The 18,949-nt window shown below is 60.5% G+C and carries 14 protein-coding genes; 5 read left to right on the forward strand and 9 right to left on the reverse strand.

Annotated elements, in window-relative coordinates:
- Positions 1-95: 95 nt before the first annotated feature.
- The 5 genes from AB3226_RS09160 to AB3226_RS09180 all read left to right on the forward strand — a co-directional run bounded on the left by AB3226_RS09160 (position 96) and on the right by AB3226_RS09180 (position 8,255).
- A complete protein-coding gene (locus AB3226_RS09160) occupies positions 96-1,256 on the forward strand; it encodes an efflux RND transporter periplasmic adaptor subunit (protein WP_367372843.1) in 1,161 nt (386 codons plus the stop codon).
- The gene (locus AB3226_RS09165; protein WP_367372844.1) at positions 1,253-4,366 is read left to right on the forward strand and encodes a multidrug efflux RND transporter permease subunit; all 3,114 of its coding nucleotides are present in this window, start codon (positions 1,253-1,255) and stop codon (positions 4,364-4,366) included. Before AB3226_RS09160 ends, AB3226_RS09165 begins: the two co-directional genes overlap by 4 nt.
- A gap of 9 nt (positions 4,367-4,375) precedes the next feature.
- Positions 4,376-5,053 (forward strand): heavy metal response regulator transcription factor, encoded by a 678-nt coding sequence (locus AB3226_RS09170; RefSeq protein WP_123719467.1) that lies wholly within the window; start codon positions 4,376-4,378, stop codon positions 5,051-5,053.
- Positions 5,043-6,407 carry a heavy metal sensor histidine kinase gene (locus tag AB3226_RS09175; RefSeq protein WP_367372845.1) on the forward strand — a complete coding sequence of 455 codons (1,365 nt, stop codon included), beginning with the start codon at positions 5,043-5,045 and terminating at the stop codon, positions 6,405-6,407. Before AB3226_RS09170 ends, AB3226_RS09175 begins: the two co-directional genes overlap by 11 nt.
- Positions 6,408-6,761: 354 nt before the next feature.
- Entirely contained in the window at positions 6,762-8,255 is a 1,494-nt protein-coding gene (locus tag AB3226_RS09180; protein ID WP_367372846.1) for a diguanylate cyclase, read from the forward strand.
- 208 nt (positions 8,256-8,463) lie between these two features.
- On the opposite strand, the gene lpxC is transcribed toward AB3226_RS09180, so the two are convergent.
- From lpxC to murD, 9 genes are all read right to left on the reverse strand, one after another.
- Entirely contained in the window at positions 8,464-9,375 is a 912-nt protein-coding gene (gene lpxC, locus AB3226_RS09185; RefSeq protein WP_007939852.1) for a UDP-3-O-acyl-N-acetylglucosamine deacetylase, read from the reverse strand.
- A 112-nt stretch (positions 9,376-9,487) separates the two neighbouring features.
- Entirely contained in the window at positions 9,488-10,681 is a 1,194-nt protein-coding gene (gene ftsZ / locus AB3226_RS09190) for a cell division protein FtsZ (protein WP_007904318.1), read from the reverse strand.
- A 67-nt stretch (positions 10,682-10,748) separates the two neighbouring features.
- Complete coding sequence (ftsA, locus tag AB3226_RS09195; protein ID WP_007904319.1) at positions 10,749-12,008, reverse strand: cell division protein FtsA; 1,260 nt, start codon at positions 12,006-12,008, stop codon at positions 10,749-10,751.
- Between the two features lie 15 nt (positions 12,009-12,023).
- The gene (locus AB3226_RS09200) at positions 12,024-12,890 is read right to left on the reverse strand and encodes a cell division protein FtsQ/DivIB (protein WP_367372847.1); all 867 of its coding nucleotides are present in this window, start codon (positions 12,888-12,890) and stop codon (positions 12,024-12,026) included.
- Positions 12,891-12,894: 4 nt separating this feature from the next.
- Positions 12,895-13,875 carry a D-alanine--D-alanine ligase gene (locus AB3226_RS09205; protein WP_367372848.1) on the reverse strand — a complete coding sequence of 327 codons (981 nt, stop codon included), beginning with the start codon at positions 13,873-13,875 and terminating at the stop codon, positions 12,895-12,897.
- Complete coding sequence (gene murC / locus AB3226_RS09210; RefSeq protein ID WP_052966284.1) at positions 13,872-15,332, reverse strand: UDP-N-acetylmuramate--L-alanine ligase; 1,461 nt, start codon at positions 15,330-15,332, stop codon at positions 13,872-13,874. The genes AB3226_RS09205 and murC overlap by 4 nt, the downstream gene beginning before the upstream one ends.
- Positions 15,325-16,395: an undecaprenyldiphospho-muramoylpentapeptide beta-N-acetylglucosaminyltransferase gene (gene murG, locus AB3226_RS09215; protein ID WP_367372849.1), complete on the reverse strand. Its 1,071-nt coding sequence runs from the start codon at positions 16,393-16,395 to the stop codon at positions 15,325-15,327. The genes murC and murG overlap by 8 nt, the downstream gene beginning before the upstream one ends.
- Positions 16,385-17,602 (reverse strand): putative lipid II flippase FtsW, encoded by a 1,218-nt coding sequence (ftsW, locus tag AB3226_RS09220; protein ID WP_367372850.1) that lies wholly within the window; start codon positions 17,600-17,602, stop codon positions 16,385-16,387. The genes murG and ftsW overlap by 11 nt, the downstream gene beginning before the upstream one ends.
- Positions 17,599-18,945: a UDP-N-acetylmuramoyl-L-alanine--D-glutamate ligase gene (gene murD, locus AB3226_RS09225; RefSeq protein ID WP_367372851.1), complete on the reverse strand. Its 1,347-nt coding sequence runs from the start codon at positions 18,943-18,945 to the stop codon at positions 17,599-17,601. Before murD ends, ftsW begins: the two co-directional genes overlap by 4 nt.
- Between the last annotated feature and the right edge of the window lie 4 nt (positions 18,946-18,949).

Here is an 18,949-nt window from a genome sequence, read left to right on the forward strand (position 1 = left end):
CAGTTACCGGTCACCTTCCTGACGGGCTAACAGGTTTATAAAGGAAGGTATAAACCTGACAAAACTCCGACCACTCTGCCCGGCGCCCCACTCGCATGCGAACCCAGAATAAAAACGCCCTGTTCGCCGCCCTTCTGATCGTCCTGGCAGCGCTGGGCGTGTGGTACGTCGCCAAACCCGCAACGACCAAACTGGCCACCTCCACCGCCATTCCCGTGCGAGTGGTCAGCGTCGCCGAAAAAGACGTACCCCGCTACGTCAGCGGCATCGGCTCGGTGCTGTCGCTGCACAGTGTGGTCATACGTCCGCAGATCGACGGCATCCTCACCCAATTGCTGGTCAAGGAAGGCCAACGGGTGAACAAAGGTGACCTGCTGGCCACCCTCGACGACCGCTCGATCCGCGCCAGCCTCGATCAGGCCCGGGCGCAACTGGGCGAAAGTCAGGCGCAACTGCAAGTGGCTCAGGTCAACCTCAAACGCTACAAACTGCTGAGCGTCGACGACGGCGTGTCCAAGCAGACCTACGACCAGCAACAAGCGCTGGTCAACCAACTCAAAGCCACCGCCCAAGGCAATCAGGCCTCGATCGATGCCGCTCTGGTACAGCTTTCCTACACACAGATTCGCTCCCCGGTCACCGGTCGTGTCGGTATTCGCACAGTGGATGAAGGCAACTTCCTGCGCATGACCGACACTCAAGGGTTGTTCACGGTGACCCAGATCGACCCGATCGCCGTGGAGTTTTCCCTGCCACAACAAATGCTGCCGACCTTGCAGGGCCTGATCGACGATCCACAGCACACGTCGGTCAAGGCTTACATTGGTGCCGACACCGACGGCGAGACTGGCAACCTGCTGGGCGAAGGCCACCTGACTCTGATCGACAACCAGATCAACGCCAACACCGGGACCATCCGCGCCAAGGCCGAATTCGCCAACCCCGCACAGAAACTCTGGCCGGGCCTGCTGGTTACGGTAAAGATTCAGACAGCGCTGGATAAAAATGCGCTGGTGGTGCCGCCCACCGTCGTACAACGTGGCCTCGATCAACATTTCGTCTACCGGGTCAATGGCGACAAGGTCGAAGCCGTTCCGGTGCAGATGGTTTACCAAGGCAGCGGCCAGGACATCATCAAAGGCGTGAAACCGGGCGATGTGCTGGTCAGCGACGGCCAGTCGCGGCTCAAACCTGGCTCGACCGTGCAGGTAGTGACCGACCCACCGCAAGTGGTGCAATCGGAGCCGAAACCATGAAGGGCCATGGCTCGATTTCCGCGTGGTGCATCGATCATCCTGTGGCGACGGTCCTGCTGACTTTTGCCTTGGTGCTGCTCGGGGTCATCGCCTTCCCGCGACTGCCGATTGCGCCACTGCCCGAAGCGGAATTCCCGACCATCCAGGTCGCTGCGCAACTGCCCGGCGCCAACCCCGAAACCATGGCCTCGTCGGTGGCCACGCCGCTTGAAGTGCAATTCAGCGCCATCCCCGGCGTGACCCAGATGACCTCGAGCAGCGCCCTGGGCTCGACCATCCTGACCCTGCAATTCACCCTCGACAAAAGCATCGACACCGCCGCGCAGGAAGTCCAGGCCGCGATCAACACCGCCGCCGGCAAACTGCCCAAAGACATGCCGAACCTGCCGAACTGGAGGAAGGTCAACCCGGCCGACAGCCCGGTGCTGATCCTCAGCATCAACTCGCCGCAAATGCCCGGCACCGAAGTCAGTGACCTGGTGGAAACCTTGCTCGCCCGTCAGATCAGCCAGATCGACGGCGTAGGCAATATCAACATCACCGGTCAGCAACGTCCGGCGATCCGCGTGCAGGCCTCGGCGGACAAACTCGCCGCCATTGGCCTGACACTGGCGGACATTCGCCTGGCGATCCAGCAGACCAGCCTCAACCTGGCCAAGGGTGCGTTGTACGGCGAGTCGAGCATTTCGACCTTGTCCACCAACGACCAATTGTTCCACCCCCAGGAATACGGTCAGCTGATTGTTTCCTACAAGGACGGCGCACCGGTTCATCTCAAAGATGTGGCCAAAGTCGTCAACGGTTCGGAAGACGCCTACATCCAGGCTTGGGCTGACGGTCAGCCGGGGGTGAACCTGGTGATTTTCCGGCAACCGGGGGCCAACATCGTCGAGACCGTCGACCGTATTCAAGCGGCCCTGCCGACGCTGGAGGCCATGCTGCCGGCCTCGGTGCAGGTCAAGGTGTTGATCGACCGCACCCAGACCATCCGCGCCTCGTTGCATGAAGTGGAAGTCACCCTGCTGATCGCGATCCTGCTGGTGGTGGCGGTGATGGCGCTGTTCCTGCGGCAGTTGTCGGCGACCCTGATCGTAGCGTCGGTGCTCGGTGTGTCGCTGATCGCCAGTTTTGCCCTGATGTACATCATGGGCTTCAGCCTGAATAACCTGACGCTGGTGGCGATCGTGGTGTCCGTCGGGTTTGTGGTGGACGATGCGATTGTGGTGGTGGAAAACATTCACCGCCATCTGGAGGCCGGCGACGGCATGCGCGAAGCCGCGATCAAGGGTGCCGGCGAGATCGGTTTTACCGTGGTCTCGATCAGTTTCTCGCTGGTAGCGGCGTTCATTCCGCTGCTGTTCATGGGCGGTGTGGTCGGGCGGCTGTTCAAGGAATTCGCCCTGACCGCCACCTCGACCATCATGATTTCCGTGGTGGTGTCCCTGACGCTGGCGCCGACCCTGGCCGCGCTATTCATGCGCGCGCCGGTGCATCACGCCCACGACAAACCGGGTTTCGGCGAACGCTTGCTGGCGCTGTACGAGAAAGGCCTGCGCCGCTCCCTCGCCCATCAGAAATTGATGCTCGGTGTGTTTGGCGTGTCCCTCGGCTTGGCGGTCGCCGGGTACATTTTCATTCCGAAGGGTTTCTTCCCGGTGCAGGACACCGGCTTCGTCCTCGGCACCACCGAAGCGGCGGCGGACATTTCCTACGGCGACATGGTGAAAAAACACCTGGCGATGGCCGAAATCGTCGCCGCCGATCCTGCCGTCGAGACGTTCTCACACTCGGTCGGCGTTTCGGGCAGCAACCAGACTATCGCCAACGGGCGGTTCTGGATTTCGCTGAAAAAACGTGGCGACCGTGACGTATCAGCCAGTCAGTTCATCGACCGGATTCGCCCACAGCTGATGAAAGTCCCGGGCATCGTGCTGTACCTGCGCGCCGGGCAAGACATCAACCTCAGTTCCGGCCCGAGCCGTGCGCAGTACCAATACGTGCTCAAGAGCAACGACGGTGCACTATTGAGCACCTGGACCCAGCGCCTGACGGAAAAACTGCGCGGCAACCCGGCGTTCCGTGACATTTCCAACGACCTGCAACTGGGCGGCAGCATCACCCACATCAGCATCGACCGTAGCGCGGCGGCGCGTTTCGGCCTGACCGCCAGCGATGTCGATGAAGCGCTGTACGACGCCTTCGGCCAGCGGCAGATCAATGAGTTCCAGACCCAGACCAACCAATACAACGTGATTCTGGAGCTGGACGCCAAGCAGCGTGGCAAGGCCGAAAGCCTCAACTATTTCTACCTGCGCTCGCCGCTGAGCGGGGAAATGGTGCCGCTGTCGGCCCTGGCGAAATTCGATGCGCCAACTATCGGTCCGTTGTCCATCGCTCACGACGGGATGTTCCCGGCGGCCAACCTGTCGTTCAACCTGGCGCCCGGCGTCGCGTTGGGTGATGCGGTGATCATGCTCAATCAGGCCAAGACCGACATCGGTATGCCGACGGCCATCAGCAGTAATTTCCAGGGCGCGGCCCAGGCCTTCCAGAGTTCGCTGGCCAGCCAGCCATGGCTGATTCTGGCGGCGCTGGTGGCGGTGTACATCATTCTTGGCGTTCTGTACGAAAGCTTCGTGCACCCGCTGACGATTATCTCGACCCTGCCCTCGGCGGGGCTCGGGGCGGTGATCATGCTGTGGATCTGCGGCCAGGATTTTTCGATCATGGCGCTGATCGGGCTGGTGTTGCTGATCGGCATCGTCAAGAAGAACGGCATTCTGATGATCGACTTCGCGCTGGACGCCCAGCGCAACCGTGGCTTGCCGCCGGAAGAGGCGATCTATGAGGCGTGTATGACGCGGTTCCGGCCGATCATCATGACCACCCTCGCCGCCCTGCTCGGCGCCCTGCCGCTGATGCTCGGCTACGGCACCGGCGCCGAACTGCGCCAGCCATTGGGCATCGCGGTGGTCGGCGGTTTGCTGGTGAGCCAGGCGCTGACGCTGTTCACCACGCCGGTCATATACTTGTGGCTTGAGCGGCTATTCCATCGACACGTTCTCCCACCAGCGTCAGCACCGATGTCGGCGCTGACGACCACAGACTGAGGCGGGGTCATGCGCGTTCTGATTATCGAAGACGAAGAAAAAACCGCGGACTATCTGCACCGCGGCCTGACGGAACAGGGTTACACCGTGGACGTGGCTGGCGATGGTGTCGAAGGCTTGCACCTGGCGCTGGAAAGCGACTACGCGGTGATTGTCCTCGACGTCATGTTGCCGGGCCTCGACGGCTTCGGCGTATTGCGTGCACTGCGGGCACGCAAGCAAACCCCGGTGATCATGCTCACCGCCCGCGAGCGGGTGGAAGACCGCATCAAGGGCCTGCGCGATGGTGCCGACGATTACCTCGGCAAACCGTTCTCCTTCCTCGAACTGGTGGCGCGTCTGCAAGCGCTGACCCGTCGCAGCGGTGGCCACGAACCGGTACAGGTAAGCATCGCCGACCTGTGGATAGATTTGATCAGCCGCAAGGCCACCCGCGCCGGCACTCGCCTGGACCTGACCGCCAAGGAGTTTTCGCTGCTCAGCGTGCTGGCGCGGCGACAAGGGGAAATCCTCTCGAAAACCGCCATCGCCGAGATGGTCTGGGACATCAATTTCGACAGCGACGCCAACGTGGTCGAAGTCGCGATCAAACGCCTGCGGGCCAAACTCGACGGGCCGTTCGAAGAGAAATTGCTGCACACCATTCGCGGCATGGGTTATGTGCTGGAGAGCCGTGGTGTCCAGTAATTCAATTGCCCTGCGTTTGAGCGGGATGTTCACGCTGGTGGCGCTGCTGGTGTTCCTGCTGATCGGCGGTGCGCTGTATCAACAGGTCGACAAGGGTCTGGGCCTGCTGCCCGAAGCCGAGCTGGATGCGCGTTACAGCGTGCTCGAATCGGCGCTCAACCGTTACGGCACACCCGAGCATTGGGTGAAGATCAACGCCAAGCTCAAGCTGCTGAGCGAAGAAGACAAGCGCATTCGCTTTTGGGTGGTCAGCGGCAATCCCGGTTATGAATACGGCCAACCCGATGCGCCGATCCGCGCTTTCGCCCAAGGCCCGTTAGGCATGCGCGACATGCAATTGCCCGACCATCCGTACCCGCTGAAAGTGTTGGTCACTGAGCTGCCGGCCAAGGATCAGCGCCCGCCGCTGCGCTTCATGATCGGCATCGACACCGAAACCTTTTACGAGACGCAGCACCACTTGCTGATCGCCCTGATCAGCCTGGCGATCGTGGGTGTATTGCTGGCCTCGCTACTCGGTTATTGGGTGGCCCGGATCGGCCTCAAGCCGCTGATCAAGTTGTCGCAGGAGGCCCAGCGCCTGGCACCACCGAGGTTGTCCGGGCGCCTGCAACTGTCGCCATTGCCACCGGAATTGGATCAGTTCGTCAGCTCGTTCAACGCCACGCTGGAGCGGGTCGAACAGGCCTACTCTCGGCTGGAATCGTTCAATGCCGACGTGGCCCATGAACTGCGCTCGCCGCTGACCAACCTGATCGGCCAGACCCAGGTTGCGCTGACACGCGGGCGTTCGGCCGAACACTATTTTGAAGTGCTGCAATCGAACCTCGAAGAGCTCGAACGGTTGCGCTCGATCATCAACGACATGCTGTTCCTCGCCAGCGCAGACCAGGGCAGCAAGGCCACCAAATTGACGTCCACCTCACTGGCCGATGAAGTGGCGACGACACTGGAGTATCTGGATTTCATACTTGAGGATGCGCAGGTTCAGGTCGAGGTCAGTGGCGATGCGCAGGTACGAATCGAGATCGCCCATCTGCGCCGGGCGTTGATCAACTTGCTGAGCAACGCGGTGCAGCACACCGAGCCCGGGCAAGTGATTCAGGTACGGATCGAAGTCGAAGAGCATCAGGTCAGCATCGGCGTAGCCAACCCGGGATCGCCGATTGCCAATGAGCATCTGCCGCGATTGTTCGAGCGTTTCTACCGGGTCGATGCATCGCGCAGCAACAGCGGCAATAACCATGGACTGGGGCTGGCAATCGTCAAGGCGATTGCGTTGATGCATGGCGGTGATGTGTTTGTGCGCAGTGATCATGGGGTGAATACGTTCGGCATTCACCTCCCGGTTTAATCCCCCTCCCCGATCCCTGTGGCGAGCGAGCTTGCTCGCGTTGGGCTGCGAAGCGGCCCTAAAACATGCGACTGCATTCAATCAGATACACCACACATTCCGATTACGACTGCTGCGCAGCCGAGCGGGAGCAAGCTCCCTCGCCACAAAAAAAGCCAAACCACCCATACCGGGTAATTATCGACTATCCGTCGAATGTCTTCTAAGCTTCCATTAGCAAAAGGCCAGCATGTTTTGCTGGCCTTTTTTTTATCCGGCATTTATACAGGCGCTCTGGACGCGACCGGTTTCTGGGACTCTGCCCGATTCTTGTAAAAGCACTTTCATAACGCCTTATTTGCAGAAGTCAGAACCATGAGTGTGAACAGTGCGAATTCTCAACATCCGATCCGTTCGACACGATCGGAGCGGCTTTTGGTTCTCAGCAGTTTGTTGTTGGTGATTGCGATACTGAGCATCGTGACCTTCCTGCTGATCCGTGAACGCGCCAACGCCGAATTGTCCGCCGCTCGCGCCGCCAACAATATCGTGCAATTGATCGATGCCGACGTGCTGCGCAATGTCGAACTCTATGATGTGTCCCTATTGGGCTTGATCGCCGCCTCCCAGCGAGAAGACCTCAAGAGCGTTTCTCCAGCCATTCGTCATTTGGCCTATTTCGATCGCGCCACTGCCGCGCCGTACAAGGGCAACATTTTGTTGCTCGACAACAAGGGCGACGTGATCGCCGACTCGGCCTCGGTGGAGCCCAGGCAGGGCAACTATGCCGATCGCGAGTACTTCCAGTCCCACGTGAATAACCCGGACCCGGGCATGTTCATCAGTCCCCCCTTCAGAGCCAGGTCGCCCGAGCAGGATTGGCGGATCAGTTTCAGCCGCCGGGTGAACGGCTCCCAGGGTGAGTTCCTGGGCGTGGCCGAAGCCGCCATGCGCTTGAGTTACTTCGATCAGTTGTTCAACAGTTTGAGCATCGGCCACGACAGCACAGTCAATCTGATCAGCAAGGACGGGATTCTTCTGGCTCAGCAACCACGTCTGGCCGAAGAGCTTATTGGCAAGGACTTCAGTAGTCGCCCCAATTTCCAGCGCATCGTCAAGGAAGGCAACGGCAGCTTCACCGGCATGTCCAGTCGATACAAAGACAAGCGCTTGTACACCTTCTCCAAGGTCGGAAACTTGCCGTTGATCGTCATCGTTGCGCTGTCCAGCGATGAAGTCTTTGCGGCCTGGAAGCGCACCGCGGTGGTGGTCAGCTTTGCGACCATTGCCCTGTGCGTGAGCCTGCTGTGGCTGACCTGGTTGCTCTGCCGGGAATTGCGTCGGCGCCAAAGTGCCGAGCAGGAACTGGCGCAACTGGCCGCTACCGACCCATTGACCGGCCTGGCTAACCGCCGAAGCCTGGATCAGGCCCTGCGCCATGAATGGTTTCGCGCCCAACGTTCCGGTCTGCCATTGTCATTGCTGATGATCGATGTCGATCACTTCAAGGCGTTCAACGATCGCCATGGCCATCAGGGCGGCGACGATGCCTTGCGCTGGGTGGCCAAGGTGATCAGCACTCATGTTCGACGGCCCGCGGATCTGGTCGCTCGTTACGGTGGCGAAGAGTTTTCGGTGATCCTGGCTGAAACCGACAGCGCCGGCGCGCAACAGATTGCTGGCAACGTCCGCGCAGCGGTGGAGCAGTTGCCGTTGATGGGGGGCGATGAATCGCCGATTACTGTCAGTATCGGCATCAGTACCTGGACGACGGCAACCGACATCAGCCTGGAGCAGTTGCTGTTTGCGGCGGACAAGGCGCTGTATCAGGCCAAGGAAAGTGGGCGGAATCGGGTGGTTGCTACGTAGTGAAATCTGCGTTGTGACGGCCGGCCTCATCGCGGGCAAGCCCGGCTCCCACAGGTGGTGCGGTTGACGCGGATTCGAACACGACGCATGACCTGTGGGAGCGGGCTTGCCCGCGATGGGGCCAGAACAGGCACCCTCAATACTTTCCCGCCCCCATAAAAAAAGGCCACCCGAAGGTAGCCTTTAAAAAACTAGAGAGGTTTTTTGCTTACACGGCCGCAACAGGACGCATGTAAGAGATCGGTGCAGTGCTGGCGTCTTCGAAAGTCACGACTTCCCAAGCATCTGTCTGCTCAATCAACTTGCGCAGCAGCTGGTTGTTCAATGCATGTCCGGACTTGAAGCCCTTGAACTCACCAATCAGGCTATTGCCCAGCAGGTAGAGGTCACCAATTGCATCGAGGATCTTGTGCTTCACGAATTCGTCTTCATAGCGAAGGCCATCTTCGTTCAGTACACCATCCGCGTCGACCACAATAGCGTTTTCAACGCTGCCGCCGAGTGCGAGGTTGTGCTTGCGCAGGTACTCGATGTCACTCATGAAACCAAAGGTACGGGCGCGGCTGACTTCTTTTACGAACGAAGTGCTGGAAAAATCCACGCTTGCACTTTGTGTGCGGTCACGGAAAACCGGGTGATCGAAATCGATCTCGAAGCTCACTTTGAAACCTTCGAAAGGGACGAAAGTGGCGCGCTTGTCGCCGTCTTCCACTGTCACTTCCCGCAGGATCCGGATGAACTTCTTGGCAGCGTCCTGTTCTTCCAGGCCAGCCGATTGAATCAGGAATACGAAGGGTCCAGCGCTACCATCCATGATCGGGACTTCGGACGCGGAGAGCTCGACGTAGGCGTTATCGATGCCCAGGCCAGCCATGGCCGAGAGCAGGTGCTCCACCGTGTCCACTTTGACGTCACCGTTAACAAGCGTGGTCGACATAGTGGTTTCGCCAACGTTTTCCGCGCGGGCAGGAATCTGCACCACAGGGTCGAGGTCAGCACGACAAAACACAATGCCGGTGTCGACGGGCGCTGGCTTGAGGGTCAGGTAGACCTTCTCCCCGGAGTGCAGGCCGACACCTGTGGCACGGATAATATTCTTCAGGGTGCGTTGTTTTATCATGGCATGGGCCGCTTCAGCGCAAATTGCGAACTGGTATCAACAAAGGCTGGCGATGATAGCAGACCAGACCTTTGCTGAACACCAATCACCCTAATACCCCTGATACATTTCATCAATCGGCCTGACGACGCAGGAAAGCCGGGATGTCCAGGTAGTCCAGGTCATCTTGCGGGTTCATCTTCGCGGCAGTCGCAGCACCGGCCTGAGCCTGGTTGCGCATGACGGTCGGACGATCCAGGTCACGGTAGTTCACCGCAGGCTGTTCTTGACGAACAGGGGCTTGTTGTTGTGGCTGGGAGGCCATCGAGGTGTGAACGGTATTGTCGATGACCTTCACAGGCTTCTCGATTTTAGCGCCTAAACCAGTGGCAACAACAGTCACATGTAGCTCGTCGCGCATGTCCGGATCGATAACGGTACCGACCTTGACCATTGCGTGCTCGGAAGCGAAGGCTTCGATGATGCTACCTACGTCGGAGTACTCACCCAGGGACAGGTCAGGACCGGCGGTGATGTTCACCAGGATGCCGCGTGCGCCTTGCAGGTTCACGTCTTCGAGCAACGGGTTGCGAATGGCCGCTTCGGTGGCCTCACGTGCACGGTTCGGACCGCTGGCGCAGCCAGTGCCCATCATCGCCATGCCCATTTCGCTCATCACGGTACGCACGTCGGCAAAGTCGACGTTGATCATGCCCGGACGCTTGATGATGTCGGAGATACCGCGAACGGCACCGGCCAGTACATCGTCGGCCTTGGCGAAAGCCGACAGCAGGCTGGCGTCTTTACCGAGGATGGTCAGCAGCTTCTCGTTGGGAATGGTGATCAACGAGTCGACGCTTTCAGACAGCAGACGAATACCTTCGTCGGCGATCTGCATACGCTTGCGACCTTCGAACGGGAACGGACGGGTCACCACCGCAACGGTGAGGATCCCCATTTCCTTGGCCACTTCGGCAATGATCGGCGCAGCACCGGTACCGGTACCACCGCCCATGCCGGTGGTGATGAACACCATATTGGTGCCCTGCAGGACTTCGGCAATGCGCTCACGGTCTTCGAGAGCGGCCTGACGACCTACTTCAGGGTTGGCGCCGGCGCCCAGGCCTTTGGTCACGCCGGTGCCCAGTTGCAGAATGGTCCGCGCGCCGATGCTTTTCAGCGCTTGGGCATCAGTGTTGGCGCAGATGAATTCAACGCCTTCAATGTTGCTCTTGACCATGTGATTGACAGCGTTGCCGCCGCCACCGCCAACACCGATAACTTTAATTACCGGGCTTGCGGGGATGTTGTCTACGAGTTCGAACATTTTCCCTCTCCTTACATTCTCTAGTTTTTTCGCCTACTGCTGTTTGAAGCGGTGTTGCGGTAAAGCTTTAGAAATTGCCTTGTACCCAGCTCTTGAAGCGATCGAGCAAGGCGACTTTCGGTTCGTCATTGCTGTAGCTGTCGCGGCTGCCGATGCCCGAGAACGAAATCCCGTCGGACTGCTTCTGCAGGCCGTACATCAACAAGCCAACGCCGGTGGAATAAATCGGGTTGCGGACCACGTCGTCCAGGCCCTTGACGCCATGCGGCACGCCCAGGCGAACCGGCATGTGGAAGATCTCTTCGGCAAGTTCCACCGCGCCTTCCATCTTCGACGTACCGCCGGTCAGCACGATGCCGGCCGGGATCAGGTCTTCGTAGCCACTGCGACGCAGTTCAGCCTGGATCAGGGTGAACAGCTCGTCGTAACGCGGCTCGACCACTTCGGCCAGGGCCTGACGGGACAGCTCGCGCGGTGGACGGTCGCCGACGCTCGGCACCTTGATGGTTTCACCGGCACCGGCCAGTTTGGCCAGGGCACAGGCGTAGCGAATCTTGATTTCTTCGGCGTACTGGGTCGGGGTGCGCAACGCCATGGCGATGTCGTTGGTCACCTGATCGCCCGCAATCGGGATCACCGCGGTGTGACGGATCGCGCCTTCGGTGAAGATCGCAATGTCGGTGGTGCCGCCGCCGATGTCCACCAGGCACACGCCCAGCTCTTTCTCGTCGTCGGTCAGGACCGAATACGCGGAAGCCAACTGCTCGAGAATGATGTCGTCGATTTCCAGGCCGCAGCGACGCACGCATTTTTCAATGTTCTGTGCGGCGTTGACGGCGCAGGTGACCACGTGAACCTTGGCTTCCAGACGCACGCCGGACATGCCCAGCGGCTCGCGAACGCCTTCCTGGTTATCGATCACGTAATCCTGCGGCAGGGTGTGCAGCACACGCTGGTCAGCCGGAATCGCCACAGCCTGGGCAGCGTCGAGAACGCGCTCAAGGTCGGCGGAGCTGACTTCGCGATCACGAATCGCCACGATGCCGTGGGAGTTCAGGCTGCGGATGTGATTGCCGGCCACGCCGACAAACGCCGAGTGGATCCGGCAACCGGCCATCAGCTGCGCTTCTTCGATCGCGCGCTGGATCGACTGGACGGTGGACTCGATGTTCACCACCACGCCTTTTTTCAGGCCGCGGGACGGATGAGTACCGATCCCGACGATTTCGAGCGTGCCGTCGTCCGAGACCTCGCCGACCAGCGCCACCACCTTGGAGGTGCCGATATCGAGACCGACGATCATTTTGCCGCTTTGCACGTTTGCCATGGGTCCTGCCTCTTCTTAATTCTTCGCGACAGCGGGTTGGGCTGTCGTGGGCGCTACAGGTTCCCGCCAGCCAACAGCGAGGCCGTTGGCGTAGCGCAGATCGATGCGCGCAATGTTCGTAATCTGCTCTTTGAGCGTCTTGTCATAGATGGCAATGAAGCGGCGCATCTTTTCCAGCAGGTTGCCGCGTCCCAGCAGCAGTTCGATTCCCGGACCCGCGCTGCCGGCGCCGGTGGTCAGGAACCAGCTGCCTCGTTCACGCAACTCCAGGCGTGCAATCGAGAAGCCCAGTGGCCTGAGCATCTGGCTCAGTACCTGGTATTGCTGCATCACTTGCTGCTGGGCCCGCTGCGGGCCGAACAGCTGTGGCAAGTGTTCGTAGTTCGCCAGCTCACGCGGGGTGAACGCCTGCCCCTGGTTGTTCAACAGCGATTCGTCGCCCCAACGGGCCACCGGCAGTTGTTCTTCCAGGCGAATCACTACTTGATCCGGCCATACCCTGCGCACTTCGGCGTGGGCAATCCATGGCATCTGTTCAAGCTCGGTACGCATGCTCTCCAGGTCGATGGTGAAGAAGCTCGACGCCACGTAGGGGGCGATCCGCTGCTGCACCGCTTGCTGGCTGATGTAACTCAAGTCGCCCTGCACCGCGATCTTGGTGATCGGCCGGTCGGCGTACGGCAGCAAACGCTGTGCGCCTTCATAAGTGCCGAACCCCAACGCAACCAGCAGCACGGGCCAGAACAGGCTTTTCAGAAAACCAAAGTTGGCTTTCGGCAGGCGCGCGGACATCGGCTCTTTGGCAACCATTCGGCTGGCACCCCGCGGTACCGGCTTGCGGCCGGGTGCGGAGGGCTGATGACGTAGCTGAGCGCCTTGCATGGTCTTAACCTCGCGGCTCGTTGTTGCTGGCAGTATTACCGGCAACGCTAGCGGCCAAAATCGCCAGAACCAGTTGCTGGAAATCCAGACCGGCAGCACGGGCTGCCATCGGCACCAGGCTGTGATCGGTCATGCCCGGTGCGGTGTTGACTTCCAGGAACCAGAACTGCCCGTCGGCGTCCTGCATCACGTCTGCCCTGCCCCAACCGGCGATACCCAGCGCCTCACAGGCTTTGGCCGTGAGGTCCATGAGTTCTTTTTCTTTATTGCTGTCCAGGCCACACGGAATCCGGTACTGGGTATCGGAAGCCACGTACTTGGCGTCGTAGTCGTAGAAACTGTGCGTCGTGCCCAGGGCAATTGGTGGCAACACCTGGTCACGCAGGGTGGCGATGGTGAACTCCGGACCTTGAATCCATTGCTCGACCAACACTTGCGAATCGTAGGTACTGGCCGCTTTCCACGCGTCGATCAATTCAGACGCGCAAGTCACTTTGGCCATCCCGATACTGGAACCTTCATGGGCCGGTTTGACGATCAAAGGGAAGCCCAGTTCCGTGGCCGCCGAAATACAATCGGCCTCAGAGCTCAGTACCGCATGGCGTGGCGTCGGAATACCGAGGCTATGCCAGACCTGCTTGGTGCGCAGTTTGTCCATGGCCAGTGCCGAGGCCAGAATGCCGCTGCCGGTGTACGGAATGCCCAGGCATTCGAGCAGGCCCTGCATGCTGCCGTCTTCACCGCCACGACCGTGGAGGATGATGAAAGCGCGATCGATTTTTTCGTTCAGCAGACGCTGCAGCAGGTCATCGCCCACATCAAGACCGAAGGCGTCCACACCGGCGCTTTGCAATGCGTCGAGCACCGCGTTACCCGACTTCAGGGAGACTTCACGCTCGGCGCTCTTGCCGCCGAACAGCACGGCGACGCGGCCGAAGTCTTTCGGCGCGATAGTGGAGACGAGGTTGGCGTAAGCAGCAGTCATTTCAACTTCCCCACGCTTGGCGCGGCAACCGCGCCAGCGAACAACGGACTGTTCAATAGTTTCGGTGCGAGACCGCCGATATCACCGGCGCCCTGGCACAACAGAATGTCGCCGGCACGCAGCAGCGGCTTGACGATCGGTGCGAGGTCGACGCCGCGCTCGATGTAGATCGGGTCGAGCTGGCCACGCTGGCGAATGCTGTTGCACAGCTTGCGGCTGTCGGCGCCCGGGATCGGCTCTTCGCCGGCCGGATAAACTTCCATCAGCAACAGCACGTTGGCGTCGGCCAGTACATTGACGAAATCGTCGTACAGATCGCGGGTGCGGCTGTAACGGTGCGGCTGGTAAACCATCACCAGACGGCGCTCCGGCCAGCCACCGCGCACGGCCTTGATCACGGCCGCGACTTCGGTCGGGTGGTGACCGTAGTCGTCCACCAGCATCACGTTGCCGCCTTCAACCGGCAGTTCGCCGTACACCTGGAAACGACGACCGACACCCTGGAACCCGGACAGGCCCTGGACGATGGCTTCATCGCTGACGCCTTCGTCGGTGGCGATGCAAATGGTCGCCAGCGCGTTCAGCACGTTGTGGTTGCCCGGCATGTTCACCGAGACATCCAGCGGCTCGCGATCAGGGCGCAGCACGGTAAAGAAAGTCTGCATGCCCTGCTGACGCACATTGATCGCACGCACGTCGGCATCGTCGCCAAAGCCATAAGTGACCGTCGGACGTTTCACCTGCGGGAGGATTTCACGCACCACCGGATCGTCCAGGCACACCACCGCCAGACCGTAGAACGGCAGGTTGTGCAGGAACTCGACGAAGGTTTTCTTCAGTTTATTGAAGTCACCGTCGTAGGTCGCCATGTGGTCGGCGTCGATGTTGGTGACCACGGCCACCAACGGCTGCAAGTGCAGGAAGCTGGCATCGCTCTCGTCGGCTTCGGCGATCAGGTAACGGCTGGTGCCGAGCTGGGCATTGGTGCCCGCGGCATTCAAACGACCACCGATCACGAATGTCGGGTCCAGGCCACCAGCTGCGAACACCGAAGCGATCAGGCTGGTGGTGGTGGTTTTGCCGTGGGTACCGGCGACGGCGATGCCGTGGCGATAGCGCATCAATTCGGCCAGCATCTCGGCACGCGGCACTACCGGAATCCGGCGTTCCAGAGCGGTGGCCACTTCCGGGTTGGAAGTGTTCACGGCGCTGGAGGTGACCAGCACATCGGCGTTCGCGGTGTTCTCGGCACGGTGGCCGATATAGATGTGGGCACCGAAGGATTCCAGGCGCTCGGTCACCGGCGATGCTTTCAGGTCGGAACCGGACACTTCATAGCCCAGGTTCAGCAACACTTCGGCAATGCCGCACATGCCCACGCCGCCGATACCGACGAAGTGGATGCGACGGATGCGGCGCATTTCCGGGTGCGGCATGGCTTTCTTGTTCTCAACCATGGGCCACCTCCAGGCAGGTATCGACCACGTTACGAGTGGCATCGGGTTTGGCCAGGCGGCGTGCCGCGGTGGCCATGTCGTTGAGTCGTTGCGGTTGCATCAAGACCTCTGTCAGGCGAGCGGCAAGATCCGCTGCGCCGGTCGTTCTTTGCGGCATCAGGAAGGCAGCGCCTTCACGGGCCAAATAATCAGCGTTGCGGGTCTGGTGATCGTCGATCGCGTGGGGCAAAGGCACCAGCATCGAGGGCAGACCGGCAGCCGCCAGTTCACTGATGGTCAACGCGCCTGCGCGGCACACAACCAGGTCGGCCCAGCCATAGGCTTGGGCCATGTCTTTGATGAAAGGCTGCACTTGCGCCTCGACGCCAGCTGCGCGATAGCGCTCTGTAGTCACTTCATCGTGATTTTTGCCGGCCTGATGAAACACGTCCGGGCGCAGGTCGGGGGCGACTTGCGACAGGGCTTCAGGCAGCAACTTGTTCAACGGCTCTGCACCCAGGCTTCCGCCCAGGATCAGCAAACGCGCCTTGCGACCGGCCAGGGCAGGTCGCGGTGTCTCGAGGAACAGCTCGGTGCGCACCGGGTTACCGGTGGTGCGACGGCTGTTCGACAGGGTAAAGGTGTCGGGGAACGCTTCACAGACTCGGGCGGCCAACGGCACCAGCAACCGATTGGCGGTACCCGCCACGGCGTTCTGCTCGTGAACGATCACCGGTACGCCAGCCAGTTTGGCTGCAACGCCGCCGGGGCCGGTCACGTAACCACCGAAGCCGACCACACACACCGGCCGCAACTGACGAATGATCGCCCGCGCCTGCCAGATCGACTTGAGCAACATGAACGGTGCCTTGAGCAGGGACAATTTGCCCTTGCCGCGCAAACCGCTGGCGTTGATCCGATGCAATTCAAGACCGGCTGCCGGCACCAGATCGTTTTCGATCCCGCGCGGCGTGCCGAGCCAGTGCACGGTGTAACCGCGGGCCTGAAACTCCCGAGCGCACGCCAGCGCCGGGAACACGTGGCCCCCGGTGCCGCCAGCCATGATCAATACGTTAGCGCCCATGGGTCGGCTCCTCGGCAAAGTCGCTCTCATGGAACTCCATCTCTTCACTGCCCAAGTGGGTTCGACTCTCCCACTCGATGCGCAGCAACAAGCCAAGACAGGCACAGCAGATCACCAACGAACTGCCGCCATAACTGAGGAATGGCAGGGTCAGACCCTTGGTTGGCAGCAGGCCGACGTTCACCCCGATGTTGATCAGGAACTGACCAATCCACAGGAACGACAGGCCGTACGCGATATAGGCGGCGAAAAATTGCTTGGCCTTCTCGGCCCAGTAACCGATGTACATGCCACGAATACAGACAAAGACGAACAGCGCTACGGTGCACAAAGAACCCACGGCACCCAGCTCTTCGGCCAGGACCGAGAACACGAAGTCAGTGTGGGCTTCCGGCAGATAGAACTGTTTCTGCACGCTGTTGCCCAGGCCAACGCCCAGCCATTCGCCGCGACCGAAAGCGATCAAGGCTTGAGACAACTGATAGCCAGCACCGAACTGGTCGGCCCACGGATCCGCAAAGTTGGTCAGTCGCGCCATTCGATACGGCTGCATTTGAATCAACAACACCACCGCACCGACAGCCAGGACAACCATCAAGGAGAAACGGAACAGCCCGACCCCGCCGAGGAACAGCATCGCCGCCGCAGCCCCCATCATCACGACGGTGGCACCGAAGTCCGGTTCCATCAGCAACAGGCCCGCCATCGGCAGCAGAACGATGAACGGCTTGAAGAAGCCCATCCAGCTTTCACGCACTTCTTTCTGGCGACGCACCAGATAGCCGGCGAGGTAGATCACCACGAACACCTTGGCGATCTCGGAAGGCTGGACGTTGAAGAAACTGAAGCCGATCCAGCGCATCGAACCGTTCACTTCACGGCCGATCCCGGGGACGATCACCATCACCAGCAAACCGAACGCACCAATCAGCATCAGCCAACCCAGGCGTTGCCAGGTCGCGATTGGAATCATCATGGTGACGATGCAGGCACCAAGGCCCAGCACCACGTAGATCAGGTGGCGAATCATGTAATACAAGGCACTGCCCGACTGCACCGCTGCCACTTCGGTCGATGCCGATGCAATCATGACCAGCCCCAGGCCCAGCAGCGCCAGGCAGCCGGCGAGCATCGGGAAATCGAGGTCGATGCCGCGCCCGGTGATGATCGGCGACGGGTACGGCTTGATGATATTCAGGAGGCTCATGCCAAGCCCTCCACGACGCGGACAAACTGGTGACCGCGATCTTCGTAGTTCTTGAACATGTCAAAACTGGCGCAGGCCGGCGACAACAGCACCACGTCGCCCGGTTGGGCAGCGGCGCGGCATTGCTCCACGGCTTCGACCAGCGAGCCGACGCGAATCTGTGGAACGGTATCGCCGATGGCCTCACCGATCTTGTCGCAGTCACGGCCCATCAATATGACGGCGCGGCAGTTGGCCGCCACCGGATCGCGCAGATCCTTGAACTCGGCACCCTTGCCATCGCCACCGGCGATCAACACGATCTTGCCGTCGATGTCCGCGCCCAAACCTTCGATGGCGGCCAGCGCGGCACCGACATTGGTGGCTTTGGAGTCGTTGTAATAACCCACGCCATCCAGGTCACGCACCCACTGGCAGCGGTGCTCGAGCCCGGCGAAAGTGCGCAGGGCCGAAAGCATGGCATCGAACGGCAGTCCCACGGCGTGGCCCAGCGCCAAGGCCGCCAGGGCGTTGGACTGGTTATGCGCGCCACGAATCTTCAACTCGCGCACTGGCATCAGGTTCTGGAATTCGAAGGCCAGGTATTTCTCGCCATTCTCTTCCCGGATACCAAAGGCCTTGAAGTCAGGTTTGTTCAGACCGAAGGTCCAGCACGGTTGGCCTTCGCCCATCAGCGGACGGCTCAGGGCGTCCTGACGGTTGACCACAAATTGCCTGGCGCCCCGGAAGATCCGGTGCTTGGCCAAGTGATAAGCCGGCAGACCGCTGTAGCGGTCCATGTGGTCTTCGCTGATGTTGAGCACGGTCGCCACTTCGGCGTTGAGTTGATCGGTGGTTTCGAGCTGGAAGCTCGACAATTCCATCACGTACAACTCGATATCGTCGCTGAGCAAGTCCAGCGCCGGCGTACCGAGGTTGCCGCCGACGGCCACACGCTTGCCGGCCGCAGCGGCCATCTCGCCGACCAGGGTGGTGACGGTGCTTTTGGCGTTGGAACCGCTGATGGCGACAATTGGCGCCTTCGCGTTACGCGCGAACAGCTCGATGTCGCCGGACAACTTCACGCCACGGGCGGCGGCAGCCTGCAGGGCCGGGGTCGCCAGCGCCAGGCCGGGGCTCACGTAGAGCTCGTCGGCACGGCACAGGAATTCGACGTCCAGCTCGCCACAACGCACTTCCACGTGCGGATAGTCACGCTTGAGCGTGGCCAGTTCCGGTGGATTTTCCCGCGTATCGGCGACAGCAAACGACACGCCCCGATTCGCCAGGAAGCGAACCAGGGACATGCCGCTCTTGCCGAGGCCGACAACGATGCGGAAGTGGTCAGAAGCGATCAGAGACACTCGT

The organism is Pseudomonas lini (assembly GCF_964063345.1).
GTDB lineage: Bacteria > Pseudomonadota > Gammaproteobacteria > Pseudomonadales > Pseudomonadaceae > Aquipseudomonas > Aquipseudomonas lini_B.

Excerpts from the sequence above, each read along its gene's own strand:
- AB3226_RS09160 (WP_367372843.1), top strand. The coding sequence starts at position 96 with ATGCGAACCCAGAATAAAAACGCCCTGTTCGCCGCCCTTCTGATCGTC.
- AB3226_RS09165 (WP_367372844.1), top strand. The coding sequence starts at position 1,253 with ATGAAGGGCCATGGCTCGATTTCCGCGTGGTGCATCGATCATCCTGTG.
- AB3226_RS09170 (WP_123719467.1), top strand. The coding sequence starts at position 4,376 with ATGCGCGTTCTGATTATCGAAGACGAAGAAAAAACCGCGGACTATCTG.
- AB3226_RS09180 (WP_367372846.1), top strand. The coding sequence starts at position 6,762 with ATGAGTGTGAACAGTGCGAATTCTCAACATCCGATCCGTTCGACACGA.
- lpxC (WP_007939852.1), bottom strand. The coding sequence starts at position 9,375 with ATGATAAAACAACGCACCCTGAAGAATATTATCCGTGCCACAGGTGTC.
- ftsZ (WP_007904318.1), bottom strand. The coding sequence starts at position 10,681 with ATGTTCGAACTCGTAGACAACATCCCCGCAAGCCCGGTAATTAAAGTT.
- ftsA (WP_007904319.1), bottom strand. The coding sequence starts at position 12,008 with ATGGCAAACGTGCAAAGCGGCAAAATGATCGTCGGTCTCGATATCGGC.
- AB3226_RS09200 (WP_367372847.1), bottom strand. The coding sequence starts at position 12,890 with ATGCAAGGCGCTCAGCTACGTCATCAGCCCTCCGCACCCGGCCGCAAG.
- AB3226_RS09205 (WP_367372848.1), bottom strand. The coding sequence starts at position 13,875 with ATGACTGCTGCTTACGCCAACCTCGTCTCCACTATCGCGCCGAAAGAC.
- murC (WP_052966284.1), bottom strand. The coding sequence starts at position 15,332 with ATGGTTGAGAACAAGAAAGCCATGCCGCACCCGGAAATGCGCCGCATC.
- murG (WP_367372849.1), bottom strand. The coding sequence starts at position 16,395 with ATGGGCGCTAACGTATTGATCATGGCTGGCGGCACCGGGGGCCACGTG.
- ftsW (WP_367372850.1), bottom strand. The coding sequence starts at position 17,602 with ATGAGCCTCCTGAATATCATCAAGCCGTACCCGTCGCCGATCATCACC.